At 64.1% G+C, this 17,005-nt stretch carries 19 protein-coding genes; 14 read left to right on the top strand and 5 right to left on the bottom strand.

The genetic code is table 11. The annotated features are described in order from the left end of the window. Positions 1-105 precede the first annotated feature (105 nt). Positions 106-2,139, bottom strand: coding sequence for a lytic transglycosylase domain-containing protein (locus KVT37_RS19385; protein ID WP_217575986.1), 2,034 nt, complete (start codon positions 2,137-2,139; stop codon positions 106-108). Between the two features lie 302 nt (positions 2,140-2,441). Here KVT37_RS19385 and dapA point away from each other — a divergent pair, with 302 nt between their 5' ends. The 3 genes from dapA (at position 2,442) to KVT37_RS19370 (ending at position 4,692) form a co-directional block, all read left to right on the top strand. Next, complete coding sequence (gene dapA / locus KVT37_RS19380; RefSeq protein ID WP_217575985.1) at positions 2,442-3,323, top strand: 4-hydroxy-tetrahydrodipicolinate synthase; 882 nt, start codon at positions 2,442-2,444, stop codon at positions 3,321-3,323. Positions 3,324-3,348: 25 nt separating this feature from the next. Further along, the gene (gene smpB, locus KVT37_RS19375) at positions 3,349-3,828 is read left to right on the top strand and encodes an SsrA-binding protein SmpB (protein WP_112095724.1); all 480 of its coding nucleotides are present in this window, start codon (positions 3,349-3,351) and stop codon (positions 3,826-3,828) included. A gap of 153 nt (positions 3,829-3,981) precedes the next feature. Next, positions 3,982-4,692: a GH25 family lysozyme gene (locus tag KVT37_RS19370; protein ID WP_217575983.1), complete on the top strand. Its 711-nt coding sequence runs from the start codon at positions 3,982-3,984 to the stop codon at positions 4,690-4,692. Between the two features lie 41 nt (positions 4,693-4,733). Here the strand turns inward: KVT37_RS19370 and KVT37_RS19365 are convergent, their stop codons facing one another. Beyond that, positions 4,734-5,663: a DMT family transporter gene (locus tag KVT37_RS19365; protein WP_217575981.1), complete on the bottom strand. Its 930-nt coding sequence runs from the start codon at positions 5,661-5,663 to the stop codon at positions 4,734-4,736. Between the two features lie 144 nt (positions 5,664-5,807). Here KVT37_RS19365 and KVT37_RS19360 point away from each other — a divergent pair, with 144 nt between their 5' ends. Next, the gene (locus KVT37_RS19360) at positions 5,808-6,281 is read left to right on the top strand and encodes an Lrp/AsnC ligand binding domain-containing protein (RefSeq protein ID WP_308642662.1); all 474 of its coding nucleotides are present in this window, start codon (positions 5,808-5,810) and stop codon (positions 6,279-6,281) included. A gap of 29 nt (positions 6,282-6,310) precedes the next feature. On the opposite strand, the gene KVT37_RS19355 is transcribed toward KVT37_RS19360, so the two are convergent. Both KVT37_RS19355 and KVT37_RS19350 read right to left on the bottom strand, forming a co-directional pair. Beyond that, entirely contained in the window at positions 6,311-6,967 is a 657-nt protein-coding gene (locus KVT37_RS19355; RefSeq protein ID WP_217575979.1) for a uracil-DNA glycosylase, read from the bottom strand. Between the two features lie 12 nt (positions 6,968-6,979). Continuing rightward, the gene (locus tag KVT37_RS19350) at positions 6,980-7,561 is read right to left on the bottom strand and encodes an NYN domain-containing protein (protein WP_040984251.1); all 582 of its coding nucleotides are present in this window, start codon (positions 7,559-7,561) and stop codon (positions 6,980-6,982) included. Between the two features lie 303 nt (positions 7,562-7,864). Between KVT37_RS19350 and rpoZ the strand changes: the two genes are divergently transcribed. From rpoZ to KVT37_RS19330, 4 genes are all read left to right on the top strand, one after another. Continuing rightward, positions 7,865-8,266, top strand: coding sequence for a DNA-directed RNA polymerase subunit omega (gene rpoZ / locus KVT37_RS19345; RefSeq protein ID WP_127228529.1), 402 nt, complete (start codon positions 7,865-7,867; stop codon positions 8,264-8,266). Positions 8,267-8,528: 262 nt separating this feature from the next. After that, positions 8,529-10,760, top strand: a complete 2,232-nt coding sequence (locus tag KVT37_RS19340) for a bifunctional (p)ppGpp synthetase/guanosine-3',5'-bis(diphosphate) 3'-pyrophosphohydrolase (RefSeq protein ID WP_217575977.1) — start codon at positions 8,529-8,531, stop codon at positions 10,758-10,760. Positions 10,761-10,836: 76 nt separating this feature from the next. After that, positions 10,837-11,415, top strand: coding sequence for an orotate phosphoribosyltransferase (gene pyrE / locus KVT37_RS19335; RefSeq protein WP_217575975.1), 579 nt, complete (start codon positions 10,837-10,839; stop codon positions 11,413-11,415). 13 nt (positions 11,416-11,428) lie between these two features. Beyond that, positions 11,429-11,812, top strand: coding sequence for a VOC family protein (locus KVT37_RS19330; RefSeq protein ID WP_217575973.1), 384 nt, complete (start codon positions 11,429-11,431; stop codon positions 11,810-11,812). Here KVT37_RS19330 and KVT37_RS19325 read toward each other — a convergent pair. Beyond that, positions 11,790-12,320 carry a GNAT family N-acetyltransferase gene (locus KVT37_RS19325; protein WP_217575971.1) on the bottom strand — a complete coding sequence of 177 codons (531 nt, stop codon included), beginning with the start codon at positions 12,318-12,320 and terminating at the stop codon, positions 11,790-11,792. The two genes, KVT37_RS19330 and KVT37_RS19325, sit on opposite strands and share 23 nt — an antisense overlap. A gap of 215 nt (positions 12,321-12,535) precedes the next feature. On the opposite strand from KVT37_RS19325, the gene KVT37_RS19320 reads away from it, so the two are divergent. The 6 genes from KVT37_RS19320 to KVT37_RS19295 all read left to right on the top strand — a co-directional run bounded on the left by KVT37_RS19320 (position 12,536) and on the right by KVT37_RS19295 (position 16,935). Continuing rightward, positions 12,536-13,123, top strand: a complete 588-nt coding sequence (locus tag KVT37_RS19320; RefSeq protein WP_217575969.1) for a DUF2062 domain-containing protein — start codon at positions 12,536-12,538, stop codon at positions 13,121-13,123. Beyond that, positions 13,120-13,533, top strand: coding sequence for a holo-ACP synthase (acpS, locus tag KVT37_RS19315; RefSeq protein ID WP_217575967.1), 414 nt, complete (start codon positions 13,120-13,122; stop codon positions 13,531-13,533). Before KVT37_RS19320 ends, acpS begins: the two co-directional genes overlap by 4 nt. Before the next feature lie 78 nt (positions 13,534-13,611). After that, positions 13,612-14,361, top strand: coding sequence for a signal peptidase I (lepB, locus tag KVT37_RS19310; protein ID WP_217575965.1), 750 nt, complete (start codon positions 13,612-13,614; stop codon positions 14,359-14,361). A gap of 4 nt (positions 14,362-14,365) precedes the next feature. Continuing rightward, positions 14,366-15,082: a ribonuclease III gene (gene rnc / locus KVT37_RS19305; protein ID WP_217575963.1), complete on the top strand. Its 717-nt coding sequence runs from the start codon at positions 14,366-14,368 to the stop codon at positions 15,080-15,082. After that, the gene (gene era, locus KVT37_RS19300; RefSeq protein ID WP_217575961.1) at positions 15,067-15,999 is read left to right on the top strand and encodes a GTPase Era; all 933 of its coding nucleotides are present in this window, start codon (positions 15,067-15,069) and stop codon (positions 15,997-15,999) included. Before rnc ends, era begins: the two co-directional genes overlap by 16 nt. A gap of 42 nt (positions 16,000-16,041) precedes the next feature. Next, positions 16,042-16,935, top strand: a complete 894-nt coding sequence (locus KVT37_RS19295) for an aminoglycoside phosphotransferase family protein (RefSeq protein ID WP_217575958.1) — start codon at positions 16,042-16,044, stop codon at positions 16,933-16,935. Positions 16,936-17,005: the final 70 nt, after the last annotated feature.

Genomic DNA, 17,005 nt, shown 5'->3' with positions numbered 1-17,005 from the left:
TTCCAGGGAACGCCGACGTCTCACTCCGCTGGAACACCCCTCATCCGTCTCGGCGCTGTCGCGCCGATCCACCTTCTCCCACAAGGGGAGAAGGAAAGAGCGCCCTCAGCTGCGTCCGTTCACGAGATCCCCCACGATGTCGTATTTGCCTGAAATACGCATCTTGTAGACCTCGTAATTCTCCATCACGCGCTGAACGTAACTTCTTGTTTCCGTGTAGGGGATCCGTTCGATCCAGTCGACGACCTCGTCGACCTGCTTGCCGCGCGGGTCGCCGTATTTGGCCAGCCACTGGGCGGCGCGGTTGGGGCCGGCATTGTAGCCGGCGAAGGTCAGCACATAGGAGCCGCCGAAGCGGTCGAGCTGCTCGCCGAGAAAGGCCGAGCCCAGCGTTGCGTTGTAGCCGGCATCGCTCGTCAGCCGCGCCTGCGAGAAGCTCATGCCGGCCTTCTTCGCCAATTGTTTGGCCGTGCCCGGCATCAACTGCAGCAGGCCGCGCGCGCCGGCGCTGGAAACGGCGCCGATGTTGAATTCGCTTTCCTGGCGGGCAATGGCATAGGCGAGCGCCTTGCCGGACCCGGAAATGTTGGCCGAATCGGGAATGACGCCCAGCGGATGCGACAGCGCGCCGACATCGATGCCGCGCTGGGCGGCGATCTTGCCGACCTTGAGCGCCATGAAATGGTTGCCCTGCTTTTCGGCGAGCACCGCAAGCAGCGCCAGCTCGCCCGGGCTGGTCAATTGCCCGGCAAGGTCGCGGTAGAGTGTCTCGGCATAGCGGTCGTAACCCGCTTCCTGCAGCCGCATGATCGCGCTCACCGCCTCGCGGCCGTCAAAACTCTGGCGGTCGGCCGCGCTCGGTTTTGGATAGGCGATGTTGAGGGTTCTCAAGCCCACGCGCTCGCCGGCGAGCTGGCCGTAGAAGGTCGTGCCGTAGCCGGCCGCGCGCGTGAAATAATCCTTGGCGCTGCCGGGGCCGCCGACCTCCGCCGCGCGGCCGAGCCAGTAATAGGCGCGCGACAGCGACACCGGTCCCTGGGCGAACTCGGTAATACGCGTGAAGTGGCTGGCCGCGGTCGCCGGGTCGTTGAGGCCGCGCAATGCATACCAGCCGGCATGGAATTCGGCTTCGGCGGCGTTGAGCGGGCTCTCGGCGGCATGCATGGAGACGATTTTGTAGGCGGTCTTCATGTCGCCCTGGTCGACCAGCTCGCGCGACAGCACGCGGCGCTCGACCCACCAGGCATCGGGGTCGACCAGCGAATCGCGGTCGGCCGGTGCCTTCATCACGACGGCAGCGGCATCGGCGAATTTCTGCTGCTTGCGCAGATATTCCGCCTCGGCGAAGAAATAGCCGGCCGAGCGCTGCGTCGCCGGCACCGCCTTCAACAGCTTGGCGGTGTTCTTGTCGCCCTTGTCTGCCGCCGCCCAGGCGTCCGCCAGCGGCTGCGCGCCGGCGAGGCCGGCGACGCGCAGCGCCGAGGCCGGCCGGTCGGCATAAAACATCCGCTCCATGCGGTAGCGATGGTCGGCCGCCGGGATCAGCGTCCCGAATTCCTTGATGACGGTCGCCTCGTCCCTGGCTTCCAGCTTCTCGCTGCGCCAGAACGGCACCAGCACCGCGCGCGCCGCGGCCTGGTTGCCCAGCGCCACTTGCGAGCGGGCAAGGATGATCACGCCCTCCGGCGTCAGCGGCTGGCTGCGGCCGAAGGCCTGCACCACCACCTGCGGCGGCGGGTTTTCGCGATAGAGCGCGCGCTCGCTGTTCTTGCGCAGCGCGATCGTGCCCGGCCACCCGGGCAGCATCTTGGCCGCGTCGGCGATCTCGCCGCTCGGCACCTGGTCGCCACCGTAAAGCGCGATCGCCCAGCCAAGGATGTGCCGGTCGAGCGAGATGGCGGGCAGCGTATCGCGCGCATTGCGCGCGCCGGCGATATTGTTGGCGGCTAGCGCGTCGAGCCCGCTCTTCAGTTGCGCGATGTCCGGGGCGACCGACGTTTGGCCCGGCGCCTGCGGCGCGTCGGGCATGGGAATGGAGGCCGTGACGCGCGCATCGACGCTGCCGCCGACCGCCATGCCAGGCGTCAGCGCGGCGATCGCGCCCAAAAGCGCGAAAAGATGGGGCCGCCTTGTCGGCATTGCTCTATCCTAGCACATCGTCAGCGAGTACGGGGCCTCAAAGCCTAAACAGACTCTAAACTTAGGTGGTGAAGGGCCCGTAAACAAAAGGTTATCGAGGCCGTTCGAATTGCGCTTGCTGGCTCTATTGCGATCCTTGCCGCTGAACCATGTCGAGACTATGGTGCGCGGCTTCGCTTTCGGTTAGAAGGCGCGCAAATAAACCGACCAATGAAACACCGATGCATGTCGCCCAAAAGTGGGAACCGGTTTTGGGGTGACGACATGCATAAACGAACAAAGTTCCAAGGAGTTTGGACGATATGCTGAGAGGCTCGCTCACCGCGCTCGTGACACCGTTCGAAAAGAGCGGGCGCTTCGACGAGAAAGCCTTTCGCGCTTTCGTCGAATGGCAGATAGCCGAGGGCACCAAGGGCCTCGTCCCGGTCGGCACCACCGGCGAGTCGCCGACGCTCTCGCATGAGGAGCATCGCCATGTCGTGAAGGTCGCCATCGAGGTGGCCAAGGGCAGGGTGCCGGTCGTGGCCGGCGCAGGCTCCAACAACACGGAGGAAGCGGTCGGCTTGGTGAAGTATGCCGAACAGGCCGGCGCCGATGCCGCCCTTGTCGTCACGCCTTATTACAACAAGCCCACGCAGCGCGGCCTTTACGAGCACTTCGCCGCCGTTGCCCGCGCGAGCAAGCTGCCGATCATCATCTACAACATCCCGCCGCGCTCGGTGATCGACATGACGCCCGAGACGATGGGCCGCCTGGCGCACGACTTCAAGAATATCGTCGGCGTCAAGGATGCCACCGGCAAGGTCGAACGCGTGTCCGAGCAGCGCATGACCTGCGGCAAGGATTTCATCCAGCTATCCGGCGAGGACGCCTCCGCGCTCGGTTTCAACGCTCATGGCGGCGTCGGCTGCATCTCGGTGACATCGAATGTCGCGCCGCGGCTCTGCGCCGAATTCCAGGAGGCGACACTTTCCGGCGACAGCGCCAAGGCGCTCGAGCTGCAGGACCGTCTCCTGCCGCTGCACAAGGCGATCTTCGTGGAACCTGGCCTGTGCGGCGCCAAATACGCGCTGTCGAAGCTCGGCAAGGTCGAGAATGTCGTGCGCTCGCCGCTGGTGACGATCGAGGCCTCGACCGCCGAGAAGATCGACGCCGCGATGAAGCATGCCGGCTTGATAAATTAGGAATGAGGCTCCACCTCTCCGCATTATGAATCAAGTCAAGAAAGCCGACCCCAACAACAAGACCGTTGCTGAAAACCGCAAGGCGCGCTTTTCCTACGAGGTGCTCGACACGATCGAGACCGGCTTGGTGCTGACCGGCACTGAGGTCAAGTCGCTGCGCCAGGGCCAGGCCAACATCCAGGAATCTTACGCCTCTGCCGAAGGCGGCGAGATCTGGCTGATCAATTCCTATCTGCCGGAATATCTGCAGGCCAACCGCTTCAACCACGAGCCGCGCCGGCGCCGCAAATTGCTGGTCTCCAAGCGCGAGATGGCCAAGCTCTCGCAAAGCGTCGAGCGCGAGGGCATGACGCTGGTGCCGCTCAAAATCTATTTCAACGACCGCGGCCGCGCCAAGCTGCTGCTCGCAGTTGCCCGCGGCAAGAAGCTGCACGACAAGCGCGAGACCGAAAAGCAGCGCGACTGGTCGCGCGAGAAGGGCCGGCTGCTGAAAGAGCGCGGCTAAGGCAATTCCAGGAAAAGTGCGTAGCGGTTTTCCCGTTCGGAATTGCGTCAAAACAAAAGAGTTTTGGTTCGTCGGCAGAAACGGGCCGCCTGAAAAAAGCCACCTGCCGGTTCTCTGGTCCGGCGCAATCTCACCTTCCGACGGGGGACGGTCTTGGGGAAGCGGATTGTTTTCTGGGGCCTTGCCGGCGTGGTCGTCGCCTGTGCCGTCGCGGCGGGCGCCTATTTCTGGTTCCGCGGCTTTTCACCCGACCGCGCCGAGTTCCCGATCAGGGGTATCGACGTCTCGCACCATCAGGGAAAGATCGACTGGCCGCGCGTCGCTGCCGATGACGTCGCCTTCGCCATCATCAAGGCGACCGAAGGCGGCACCCATGTCGACACTGAGTTCGCCACCAACCTGCGCGAAGCGCGCGCGGCCGGCCTGGCGGTCGGCGCCTACCACTTCTTCACCTTCTGCCGCCCTGGCGCCGACCAGGCGAAGAACTTCATTGCGGTCGTGCCGCGCGGCGAACCGCTCTTGCCGCCGGTGGTCGACATCGAATTCGGCGGTAATTGCCCGCAGCGTCCGTCGTCGCAGCAGCTGAACGCCGAGCTGGCGGCTTTCCTCGGTCCGGTCGAGACCGCGTTCGGCAAGCAGGCGATTTTCTATCTGACCGACGAGGCGGCCGACGCCTATTCCGGCGAGATCATCGCGCGCCAGCGCTGGCTGCGCTCATTGGCGATCAGGCCGAGCGGGAATGGCTGGATCTACTGGCAGTATCACAACATGGGCCGCGTCGACGGCATCAAGGGCGATGTCGACCTCAGCGTGCTGAAGGGCGACCGCGAGACGCTGGCCGAGTTGTTCGCGCCAACGCCTTGAATTGCTCGATTTTCGAAGCGTTCGCCGCAACGCTGAAAGGCTCACGAGCCGCCGGGCGCCGACGCGTTCAGGCGTTCGCCCGCACTACGTCCTGCGATTGCCGACAGGCCCATTCCGGCGGCCATGATCGCGATGGCCGCGAATTGGATCGGCATCGGCGTTTCGCCGAGCACCGCCATGCCGACAATCACCGTGGCGATGGGGATGCCGGGCAGGAACAGCGATGCCGTCTGCGGCCCCAATTGCCGGACGATATAAGTATAAAGGAACATGGCCGCTGCGCCGGACAGAATTCCCTGGATCACGATCTGGCTGACGATCTCCGTGGCCGTCGCGGCATGGATATGGCTTGGCGCGACGAGATAGAGAACCGGCAGCGGCAGGCACGACAGAAGCACCACCGCGGTCGTCGCGGTGACGGGATCGGCACGCCAGCGCCTGACAAGAACGGCATAGGCCGAAAACATCAGACCGGATCCGATGAAAAGCATATCGCCGAGGAGGACGCCGCCAGTGCCGTCGCGCGCCGGCGCGATGAACAGCGAGAGGCCGGCGATGATCGCCAGGACACCGATGGTCCGTTGCTGCGAAGCGCCGTCAAGGAAGACGATGCGTGACAGCAGGAACGAAAAGAAGACGATCGACGCTGGACAGAGCGCCGCCGCATGAGCGGCAGGCGCATAGGTCAGGCCCCAGTTGATGACCAGCGGATAAGGCAATCCCGCCAGCGCCGCCAAAGCCAATGCCCGCCGCCAGCCCAGGGCCTTCAGGCTCGCGAAGCTTCTTGACAAGACGATCGGCAGAAAGACCGCCCCGGCGCCGCCAAAACGCAACGCGGCCAGATCCGTCGCCGTCAGATGCTCCCTGAGGCTGAAGCGCGCGGCGACGAATTGCACGGCGTAGATGCCGATCATGATCAGGCCCGCGATGATTGCCAGCCTGGAGTTTCCTGAGTCTCGTGTGTCCGTCATGTTCCGCCGCCGTCATGACATCGTCGCCGAAGATCGTCTCCGCCGATACGATGACAAGCGCAGGCTATTGCTGAAAGTTCTGTGACGAAATACGATCTTTTGCTGAAATTAGAGTGAGACTCGCACATAAAAGGAAGATTTTGCGTGAACACTGAAGTGACCGATCTCGACAGCGTCGACCGCAGTCTTCTTCGGCTGCTGCAGGAGGATGGGCGTCGCACCACGCTCGATCTGGCGGCGCGTGTCGGCCTGTCGCCGACCGGCACGAGCCAGCGGGTGAAGCGGCTGTTCCGCGAAGGCTACATCACCGCGGTCAGGGCCGTGCTCGATCCGGCAAAGATCGGGCGCGGCACGCTCGTCTTCATCGAGGTGCGTCTCGACCATACGGCGCCGCATATTTTCGAGCGCTTCGCCGAAGCGGTGACCAAGGCGCCCGAGGTGCTGGAATGCCATATGGTCGTCGGCGGCTTCGACTATCTGGTAAAGGCGCGCATTTCGGAAATGGCCGCCTATCAGGATTTCTTGACCCGGGTCATCCTGCCGCTGCCCGGAGTGAAGGAGACGCACACCTACGCCTCGATCGGCGACGTGAAGCCGGATGCGCTGCTGCCGGTGTGAGCTAGGTGATCACCGCAAGGCGCTTGAATCTAGCTCTTCAGGAACGCCGCAATCTCCTTGAACACGCTGACGAACATTTCTTCCGTCAGCACGCCCGTATTGGTGTTGTAGCGCGAGCAGTGATAGCTGGAAAACAGCGCGATGCCGCCGGCCTCCTGCCGTCCGCCATGACGGAACGGAATGGCCGCGACGCGCTCGCCCAGCGCCCGCACCGTCGACTGGTGCGCGATCGAACCCAGCGTCAGGATGGCGCGCAAATTGGGAAAGCGCGCGATGGTTGGTTTCAGAAACGTCCGGCAGGTGGCGATCTCGGCGCCCACCGGTTTGTTCTCCGGCGGCACACAGCGCACCGCGTTGGTGATGGCCGTGCCGACCAGCTCGAGCCCGTCGTCGGGTCTCGCCTTGAACTCGCCGCGCGCCAGGCCATGCGCGATCATCGTGCCGTAGAGCAGGTCGCCGGCATAGTCGCCGGTGAACGGGCGTCCCGTGCGGTTGGCGCCTCGCAGCCCCGGCGCCAGGCCGACGATCAGGAGCTTGACCGAAGCCTCGCCCTCCGGCGGCAGGAACGTCGGCACCGGAGCGTTGAACCAGCCTGGCTCACGCTCGCGCCAGCCGGCGATGAAATCATGCAGCCGCGGGCAAAGCGGGCAGTCGCGGCCGGGTTCGGGGGAGGGCGCGGCGGTCAAGGCCGCCGCTTCTCAATAATCGTCCTCGTCGACTTCGGCGGGTTCCGGCCGGCGCACCGGCCGCTCCGACGGGTCGCGGCCGACTTCGCTCTTCAGCGTCATCAGGTCGATGAAATGATCGGCCTGGCGGCGCAGATCGTCGGAGATCATCGGCGGCTGCGAGGCCATGGTCGAGATGATCGACACCTTGCGGCCGCGCCGCTGCAGCGCCTCGACCAGCGTGCGGAAGTCGCCGTCGCCGGAGAAGATCACATAATGGTCGACGACGTCGGCGAGCTCGAGGGCATCGACGGTGAGCTCGATGTCCATATTGCCCTTGATCTTGCGGCGTCCGGTCGAGTCGGTGAACTCCTTGGCCGGCTTGGTCACCACCTTGAAGCCATTGTAGTCGAGCCAGTCGATCAGCGGCCGGATCGAGGAATATTCCTGATCCTCGACCAGCGCGGTGTAATAATAGGCGCGCAAGAGATAGCCGCGCTTCTGGAAGCTCGACAGAAGCTTGCGGTAGTCGATGTCGAAGCCCAGCGCGCGCGACGTGGCATAGAGATTGGCGCCGTCGATGAAAAGAGCGATCTTTTCACGGGGATCGAACATTGAAAAACATTCCTTTCGAAAATTTCTGTCGTTTAAAAGCGTTTGACGTATGGGCCGACAAATGGGCCTTCGTGCCGTCACATCCGAAATAACGCGCAATTTATGGATATCCAAGGGCACGAGCCCGCATTGCAAGCAATTGTGATCGCGGCTATGTGAGCTGTGTCATGGCGCGGTGCGATGATGAGCCGGGCAAAGGTCCGCAAAGCTGGCGCCGCAGCCATAAAGCTTGTATTTCGGCCGCGCCCGCGTTATGGAGCGCGCCAGCTTTCCATCAAATCCATCGCATGAAAGGGGCAGTCCATGGCCCGCGTAACCGTTGAAGATTGCATCGACAAGGTCGACAACCGTTTTGAACTCGTGCTGCTCGCCGGCCACCGCGCCCGCCAGATCAGCCAGGGCGCGCAGATCACCGTGCCGCGCGACAATGACAAGAATCCGGTCATTGCGCTGCGCGAGATCGCCGACGAGACGCTGTCTCCCGACGACCTCAAGGAAGATTTGATCCACTCGCTGCAGAAGCATGTCGAGGTCGACGAGCCGGAGGCCGAAGGCGAGGCGATCGCCGACCAGACCGGTACGGCTGCCGTCGCGGCCGACACCGACGACGCCGAGGAGAACATCGCCTTCGACCGCATGAGCGAGGAAGACCTGCTCGCCGGCATCGAAGGTCTGGTACCCCCGGAAAAGAGCGACGACTACTAAGAGCTTTTGATAATTCTACTCAGCCGGCCGCCTGGCGCGGTTTTCTGCGCTTCCGGTGCTCACGGACCCGAATGTCCGCTCCGCTCCGGTTCTCGAAAACCACACCATGCGACTCGGCTGAGCGAATTCTGAAAAGCTCTTCCGGGAACTTGCCTGGATCAAGCATCCGGCACTTCCGTCCCGTAAGTTTCGTGGCTATCTATGGGATGCGTCGCACCTTGGTGCGGCGCATCAATCATTTCAGCACCGCGAGATTCCGCCCATGATGCGTCAGTATGAGCTTGTCGAGCGCGTCCAGCGCTACAAGCCTGACGTCAACGAGGCGCTGCTCAACAAGGCCTATGTCTATGCCATGCAGAAGCATGGCCACCAGAAGCGCGCCTCGGGCGATCCCTATTTCTCGCATCCGCTCGAAGTCGCCGCCATCCTCACCGACATGCACATGGACGAGGCGACCATCGCGGTCGCGCTCTTGCATGACACGATCGAGGACACGACCGCGACCAGGGCCGAGATCGACGAGCTGTTCGGCCCGGAAATGGGCAAGCTGGTCGAGGGCCTGACCAAGCTGAAGAAGCTCGACCTCGTCTCCAAGAAGGCGGAGCAGGCGGAGAACCTGCGCAAGCTTCTGCTGGCGATCTCCGAGGATATTCGCGTCCTTCTGGTCAAGCTCGCCGACCGCCTGCACAACATGCGCACGCTCGACCATATGCCCGAGTCCAAGCGCCTGCGCATCGCCGAGGAGACGATGGACATCTATGCGCCTTTGGCCGGGCGCATGGGCATGCAGGGCATGCGCGAGGAGCTGGAGGAGATCGCCTTCCGCTACATCAATCCGGAGGCCTATCGCGCCGTTACCGCAAGGCTTGCCGAGATTTTCGAGCGCAACAAGGGCGTCCTGCAGGAGATCGAGACGGCGCTGTCTGGCTTGTTCGAGAAGCACGCCATCAAGGCGAGCGTGAAGAGCCGGCAGAAGAAGCCGTGGTCGGTGTTCCGCAAGATGGAGGCCAAGGCGCTTTCCTTCGAGCAGCTCTCCGACATTTTCGGCTTCCGTGTCGTCGTCGATAGCGTCGACGACTGCTACCGCGCACTCGGCGCCATCCACACCACCTGGTCGATGGTACCCGGCCGCTTCAAGGACTACATCTCGACACCGAAGCAGAACGACTACCGCTCCATCCACACCACCATCGTCGGCCCGTCGCGCCAGCGCGTCGAACTGCAGATCCGCACCAGGGAGATGAACAAGATAGCCGAATACGGCGTCGCCGCGCATTCGATCTACAAGGACAGCGGCGGCAAGACGAATGGCGCCGGCCACGCGATCTCCAAGGAGACCAACGCCTATGCCTGGCTGCGGCGCACCATCGAGCAACTGGCCGAAGGCGACAATCCGGAGGATTTCCTCGAGAACACCAAGCTGGAGCTGTTCCAGGACCAGGTGTTCTGCTTCACGCCCAAGGGCATGCTGATCGCGCTGCCGCGCGGCGCCACCCCGATCGACTTCGCCTATGCCGTCCACACCGATGTCGGCGACACCTGCGTCGGCGCCAAGGTCAATGGCCGCATCATGCCGCTGATGACGGAACTGAAGAACGGCGACGAGGTCGAGATCATCCGCTCCAAGGCGCAGGTGCCGCCCGCCGCCTGGGAATCGGTCGTCGTCACCGGCAAGGCGCGCGCCGCCATCCGCCGCGCCACCAAGAACGCGATCCGCAAGCAATATTCCGGCCTCGGCGCCCGCATTCTGGAGCGCGCTTTCGAGCGCGCCGGCAAGACCTTCACCAAGGAGAGCCTGAAGCCGGTGCTGCACCGGCTGGCGCGCAAGGACATCGAGGACGTGCTCGCCTCTGTCGGCCGCGGCGAGCTGAGCTCCACCGATGTCATGAAGGCGGTCTTTCCCGACTATAAGGACGAGCGCGTGACGGTCGCTGCGCCCAAGCAGCGTGAGGAGGGCTGGTCGAAGATCCGCAACGCCGCCGGCATGCTTTTCCAGATGCCCGGCAGCCGCGCCGCGAAGAAGGACAAGGACCAGCCGCGCGACGGCGCGGTGCCGATCCGCGGCGTGCGCGGCGACCTGCCGGTGCGCTTCGCACCGGAAGGCGCGGTGCCCGGCGACCGCATCGTCGGCATCATCCAGCCGGGAACCGGCATCACCATCTATCCGATCCAGTCGCCGGCCCTGCAGGCCTTCGACGACCAGCCCGAGCGCTGGATCGACGTGCGCTGGGACATCGACGAACGCACCAAGGAGCGTTTCCCGGCGCGCATCTCGGTCACCGCCATCAACGCGCCGGGCTCGCTGGCCGACATCGCCCAGGTCGTGGCGTCCAACGACGCCAACATCCATACGTTGTCGATGATCCGCACGGCGCCCGATTTCACCGAGATGCTGATCGATCTCGAGGTCTGGGACCTGAAACATCTCAACCGGCTCTTGTCGCAGCTCAAGGACAATTCGAGCGTCAGCGATGCGCGGCGTGTAAATGGGTGAATAGTGAATAGTGAATAGAAGACGCTCTCACTACCATTCACCATTCACCACTCGCCAAGGGGGCATGGAGCGAACAATGAACACCGATGAAGTGCTGGGCATTTTCCGCGAGGCCGGCGCCGTTCTGGAAGGGCATTTCATCCTGACGTCCGGCCTGCGCAGCCCCGTCTTCCTGCAGAAGGCGCGCGTCTTCATGCATGCCGACAAGACCGAGCGCCTGTGCAAGGCGCTGGCCGAGAAGATCCGCACGGCTGTGCCCGGCAGGATCGACTATGTCGTCGGCCCGGCCATCGGCGGCCTGATCCCGGCCTACGAAACCTCGCGCCATCTCGGCGCGCCGGCGATCTGGGTCGAGCGGGAAGGGGGCGAGTTCAGGCTGCGCCGCTTCGAGATCGCCGAGGGCTCGCGGGTCGTCATCGTCGAGGACATCGTCACCACGGGTCTGTCGATCCGCGAGACCATCGACTGCCTGCGCGAGATCGGCGCCGAGGTGGTGGCGGCAGCCTGCATCATCGACCGATCGGCCGGTAAGACCGATGTAGGCGTGCCGCTGATCGCGCTCGCCGAATATGAAGTGCCGGCCTATCCCGCCGATCGCCTGCCGCCGGAACTTGCCGCCATCCCGGCCGTTAAGCCCGGAAGCCGCAATATCTGAGGGTCTCAACAGAATGATCGCCGGCATCGACCATTTCGTGCTGACGGTCCGCTCGATCGAGGCGACCTGCGATTTCTATCGACGCGTGCTTGGCATGCGCCGCTTGGACGAGCCGAACCGGCCGACGGCGCTTTTGTTCGGATCGCAGAAGATCAACCTGCATGAAACCGGCCGCACGTTCGAGCCGAAGGCAAAGGCGCCGACGCCGGGCTCCGGCGATTTCTGCCTCGTGGCGGCGGTGCCGCTTGCCGAAATCCAGGCCAGTCTCACGGCCAATAGCGTGGCGATCGAAGTCGGCCCGGTCGAACGCACCGGCGCGCGCGGCCCGATGATGTCGGTCTATTTCCGCGATCCGGACGGTAATCTGGTCGAGGTCAGTGAGTACCGGCTCGACTGAGATCAAGCCGCATGGCGCAGCGCTGGTCCGAAGGCATACCGTGCTCGGCCTCGTCGCCGAGCACGCTGGCCAACCGTTCGTCGATCTCGGCGCCTTCCAGGATGCGAAATCCGAACTTTCGATAGAAGGGCGCGTTCCAGGGGACGGTGCGAAACGTCGTCAGCGTCACCCCTGCCAGGCCACGCCGCCGGGCGTCCGCGACCGCCCGCTCGAGCAGCGCGCGGCCGATGCCTTGGCCTTGCCGGTCGAGGTGCACGTCCAACTCCCAGATATGCATCGCACCGCCCTCGATCCCGGCGCTCAGGAAGCCGACCGGCTGGTCCTTCTCGTCGGCGGCAATCCAGCATGCGCCTCCTGCAATCAGAGCACGGTGTCGCCCGACGGCGACATTGTCTCCGTCGGCGAGCCACGCCAGGTCCGCAATGGCGCGGAAAGCCAGTCCGGCCGACTGTTCGATGGTCGGCAATGCCTCCGCGTCCTCGGACCGCGCCGGTCGAATGGTGGTCATCGGTACTGCATCCCGGTTCTTTTCCTCAGTTTCGCCAGAAATGAGGCTCTTGTAACAGCCTGCGGCAGACCATCGCGGCGGCGTTTTCGTTGTTTCGCGGCCTGACGGTCTCTATATCAAAGTCTTGTTGCCTTACTGCGCCATCGAAGCGCAAGATGTGTTGGCGCGACCCGGTGGGCAGGGGCAGCGCGTGTTGGACCGGGAACTGGAACAGAGTGCTTTTTCGACGCCGAGTGCCTGATGGCCTCCTGGAGCGGGTGCGTACTTATCTTTGGCCGCGCCGCTCGTTCTCACGTTCCGTGCAATATTTCTCCAAGCGCATCCTGCGGCTGAAGTCGACGCCGCATTCGGTCGCCGCCGGCGTCGCCGCGGGTGTTTTTGCCTCCTTCTTCCCGCTTGGCGTCCATTTCGTGGTTGCCGCGGTGCTTTGCTGGGTGATCGCCGGCAATCTGGTCGCGGCGGCGCTTGGCGCGGTGTTTTTCGGCAATCCGCTGACCTCCCCGCTGCTGTGGGGCGCGTCCTGGGAAATCGGCAAGCTCATCCTGCATGAGCACCTGCCGAGGCACGGGCCGCCCGAGCATCTCGGCGAAATGATGCACAAGCTCTCCTTCGACAAGCTATGGCACCCCGTCCTGGAGCCGATGCTGATCGGCGCGGTGCTGCTTGGCCTGATCTTCGGCCTCCTGTTCTATGGTATCACGCGCTGGGGCATGACCGTATTTCGCGAGCAGCGCAGGAAGCGCATGGCAGAGCGCGCCGAGAAGAAGGTGCGGCAGGGCGGACGGGAAATGCCGGCGCAATGATCATCGGCATCGGCAGCGACCTCATCGACATCAGACGCATCGAGAAATCGCTGGAGCGGCACGGCCAGCGCTTCGTCCAGCGCATCTACACCGAGGTCGAGCAGGCCAAGTCGGAAAGGCGTGCCGCCCGCGCGGCCTCCTACGCCAAGCGCTTCGCCGCCAAGGAGGCTTGCGCCAAGGCGCTGGGCACCGGCATGGCCGAGGGGGTGTTCTGGCGCGACATGGGCGTGGTCAACTTAGCCAGCGGTGCGCCGACCATGGCGCTGACCGGCGGCGCCGCGGCCAGGCTGGAGAAGATCCTGCCGAAAGGCCACCGCGCGCTGATCCATCTCACCATCACCGACGATTTTCCGCTTGCTCAAGCCTTTGTGATCATCGAGGCGGTGCCCGCCGAACAAGCGCCACATTGATTCCATCTGACCACGACGGCATGACGTTGCCCAGCGCGCGCCGAGACTCTATACCAACATCGCACAATCGAGGACGACATGAGCGTGGCTGAAAAATCGCAGAAGAAATCCGGCGGGCTTGGTGAGACCTTTTCCGTCATCATCCAGGCTCTGCTTCTCGCGCTCGTCATCCGCACGCTGCTCTTCCAGCCCTTCTCCATTCCGTCCGGCTCGATGCGGCCGACGCTGCTCGAAGGCGACTATCTCTTCGTCACCAAATGGGCCTATGGCTATTCGCGCTATTCGCTGCCGTTCGGCCCCGACCTCTTCTCCGGCCGCATCTGGGGCTCGGACCCCAAGCGCGGCGACGTGGTGGTGTTCAAATTCCCGCCGGATCCGTCGGTCGACTACATCAAGCGCGTCGTCGGCCTGCCCGGCGACAAGATCCAGGTGAAGAACGGCCAACTTTTCATCAATGATGTCGGCGTGCCGCGGGTGAAGACCGGCCAGATCGAAAACCCCGACATCACCGAAGTGCCTCAGCCGGTCGACGTCTATCGCGAGACGCTGCCGAACGGTGTCAGCTACGACACGCTCGACCTGACGCCGAATTCGATCGGCGACAACACCCCTGAGTGGACCGTGCCGGCCGGCCACTACTTCATGATGGGCGACAATCGCGACAATTCTTCCGACAGCCGCTTCACCGTCGGTTTCGTGCCGGCTGAAAACCTGGTCGGCCGCGCCAACCTCATCTTCTTCTCGATCGCCGGCAAGGCGAGCCCGCTCGAGGTCTGGAAGTGGCCGTCGCTGATGCGCGCCGGGCGCCTGTTCCATTTCGTCCACTAGAGCGATGGCGGCCAGCAAGCGTTTGACCGCCGATGCCCTGGCCGAAGCGCTAGCCCCGCGCACCGGCCATGTCTTCGCCGACCGCCAGCGCCTGCAGCGGGCGCTGACGCATGCCAGTGCGCGCTCGACCCATGCCGGTGTCGATTACGAGCGTTTCGAATTCCTGGGCGACCGCGTTCTCGGTCTCGTCGTCGCCGACATGCTGCTCGCGACCTTCCCCGATGCCGCCGAGGGCGAGCTTTCGCTGCGTCTCAACGCGCTGGTCAATGCCGAGGCGCTGTCCGAAATCGCCGAGGAGATCGGCCTGCCGGACCTGGTCCGCGCCGGTTCCGACGTGCGCAACCTCGAAGGGCGCAAGCGCACCAATCTGCGCGCCGATGCGCTGGAATCGCTGATTGCCGTGCTCTATTTGGATGGTGGCCTTGAGACTGCCCGCGCCTTCATCCACCGCTACTGGCAGCCGCGCTCGCAGGCGATCGGCGCTGCCCGCCGCGACGCCAAGACCGAATTGCAGGAATGGGCCCACCAGGCCGCCGCCGGCGCCGTGCCGGCTTACAGCGTCGACGGCCGCGAGGGGCCGGATCACGATCCGCTGTTCACCGTCAGCGTCAAGGTCGGCTCATTTGCCCCGGCAACCGGCAGCGGCCGCTCCAAGCGCGAAGCCGAGCAGGCCGCGGCGGCTACTCTTTTGCTGCGCGAAGGCGTATGGAGCGCGGCATGACGGAAATTGAAACCCCTGAAGTCCCCGCGACGCGCTCCGGCTTCGTCGCGCTGATCGGCGCGCCCAATGCCGGCAAGTCGACGCTGGTCAACCAACTGGTCGGCGCCAAGGTGTCGATCGTCACGCATAAGGTGCAGACCACGCGCGCCATCGTCCGCGGCATCGCCACGCATGACAACGCGCAGATCGTCTTCGTCGACACGCCCGGCATCTTCAAGCCGAAGCGGCGACTGGACACCGCGATGGTGACAACCGCCTGGGGCGGCGCCAAGGATGCCGATGTCGTCGTGCTTTTGATCGATGCGGAGCGCGGCATCAAGGGCGATGCCGATGCCATCCTCGACCGGTTGAAGGACGTCCGGCAGCCGATGCTGCTCGTTCTCAACAAGGTCGACCGCGTCAAGCCGGAGACGCTGCTGGCGCTGGCAGCGACCGCCAACGAACGCGTGCCGTTCAAGCGCACCTTCATGGTGTCGGCGCTGACCGGTTCCGGCTGCAAGGATCTGCTCGATTATCTCGCCGAGACGCTGCCGGCGGGTCCTTGGTACTATCCGGAAGATCAGATCTCCGACCTGCCGATGCGCCAGCTGGCGGCCGAGATCACCCGCGAGAAGCTCTATCTGCGGCTGCATCAGGAGCTTCCCTATTCCTCGCATATCGAAACCGAGAAATGGGAAGAGAAGAAGGACGGCTCGGTGCGCATCGAGCAGGTCATCTATGTCGAGCGCGACAGCCAGAAGAAGATCGTGCTTGGCCACAAGGGCGAGACGATCCGCGCCATCGGCCAGGCCGCGCGCACCGAGATCGCCGAGATCCTCGAGCAGAAGGTGCACCTCTTCCTGTTCGTCAAGGTGCGTGAGAACTGGGGCGACGATCCCGAGCGCTACCGCGAGATGGGGCTGGAGTTTCCCCATTAATGCATGTCGCCCAAAGGTGCGAAGCGGTTTTGGGACAACGACATGCATAACTCGGAAGTCGCCATCGATGCCGGTCTAGCGCGCCGGCTGGTCGACATGCAGTTCCCTGAGTGGCGGCATCTGCCGGTGAACCCGGTCGCCTTCGGCGGTTGGGACAACCGGACCTTTCATCTCGGCGACGCGATGGCGGTGCGCCTGCCGAGCGCCGCGCCTTATTCGTTGCAAGTTGAAAAAGAGCAACGCTGGTTGCCGAAGCTCGCGCCGCTTTTGCCGCTGCCGATCCCGACGCCGCTTGCGATGGGCAAGCCGGCGGAATTCTATCCCTGGCATTGGTCGGTCTATCGCTGGATCGAGGGCGAGACGGCGAAGACTGCGCAGATCACGGATCGTCGAGCGTTTGCCATCGCGCTAGCCGATTTCCTCGTCGCGTTGAGGGGTATCGACCCAACGGATGGGCCGGGTCCCGGCCCGCACAATTTTCATCGCGGCGGGCCATTGAGCGTCTATGACGGCGAGGCGCGACAAGCCATCGACGCGCTCGAAGTCCGGATCGACACGCGAGCCGCCACCGCCGTCTGGGAGGCGGCCCTTGCCGCCACCTGGCATGGTACGCCGGTGTGGTTCCACGGCGACGTCGCCTCGGGCAATCTGCTGGTCGAGGACGGGTGCTTGAGCGCCGTCATCGATTTCGGCACGTCGGGCGTCGGCGACCCGTCCTGCGATCTGGCGATCGCCTGGACCTTCTTCGAGGGCGACAGTCGCGAGGCTTTCCGCGGCCGTATCGCCGTCGACGATGCCACCTGGGCACGCGGCCGCGGCTGGGCACTGTGGAAGGCGCTGATCACCGTCGCCGGACACGACGCGAACCAGGCCGAGGCCGAAAGGCAACGCCATGCGATCGAGGAGGTGCTCGCCGACCATCGGAAATGGGCGTGATGCGGGTATCAGCGAATGTCAGTACAAATTGGACCCCGGCGTGCCGAAATCTTGATTTCGCCGCGCAACG

The organism is Mesorhizobium sp. GbtcB19, from assembly GCF_019091085.1.
Classification (GTDB): domain Bacteria; phylum Pseudomonadota; class Alphaproteobacteria; order Rhizobiales; family Rhizobiaceae; genus Mesorhizobium.
The sequence above is the reverse complement of the archived record's forward strand: the minus strand, read 5'-3'. Positions and strand labels throughout refer to the sequence as shown.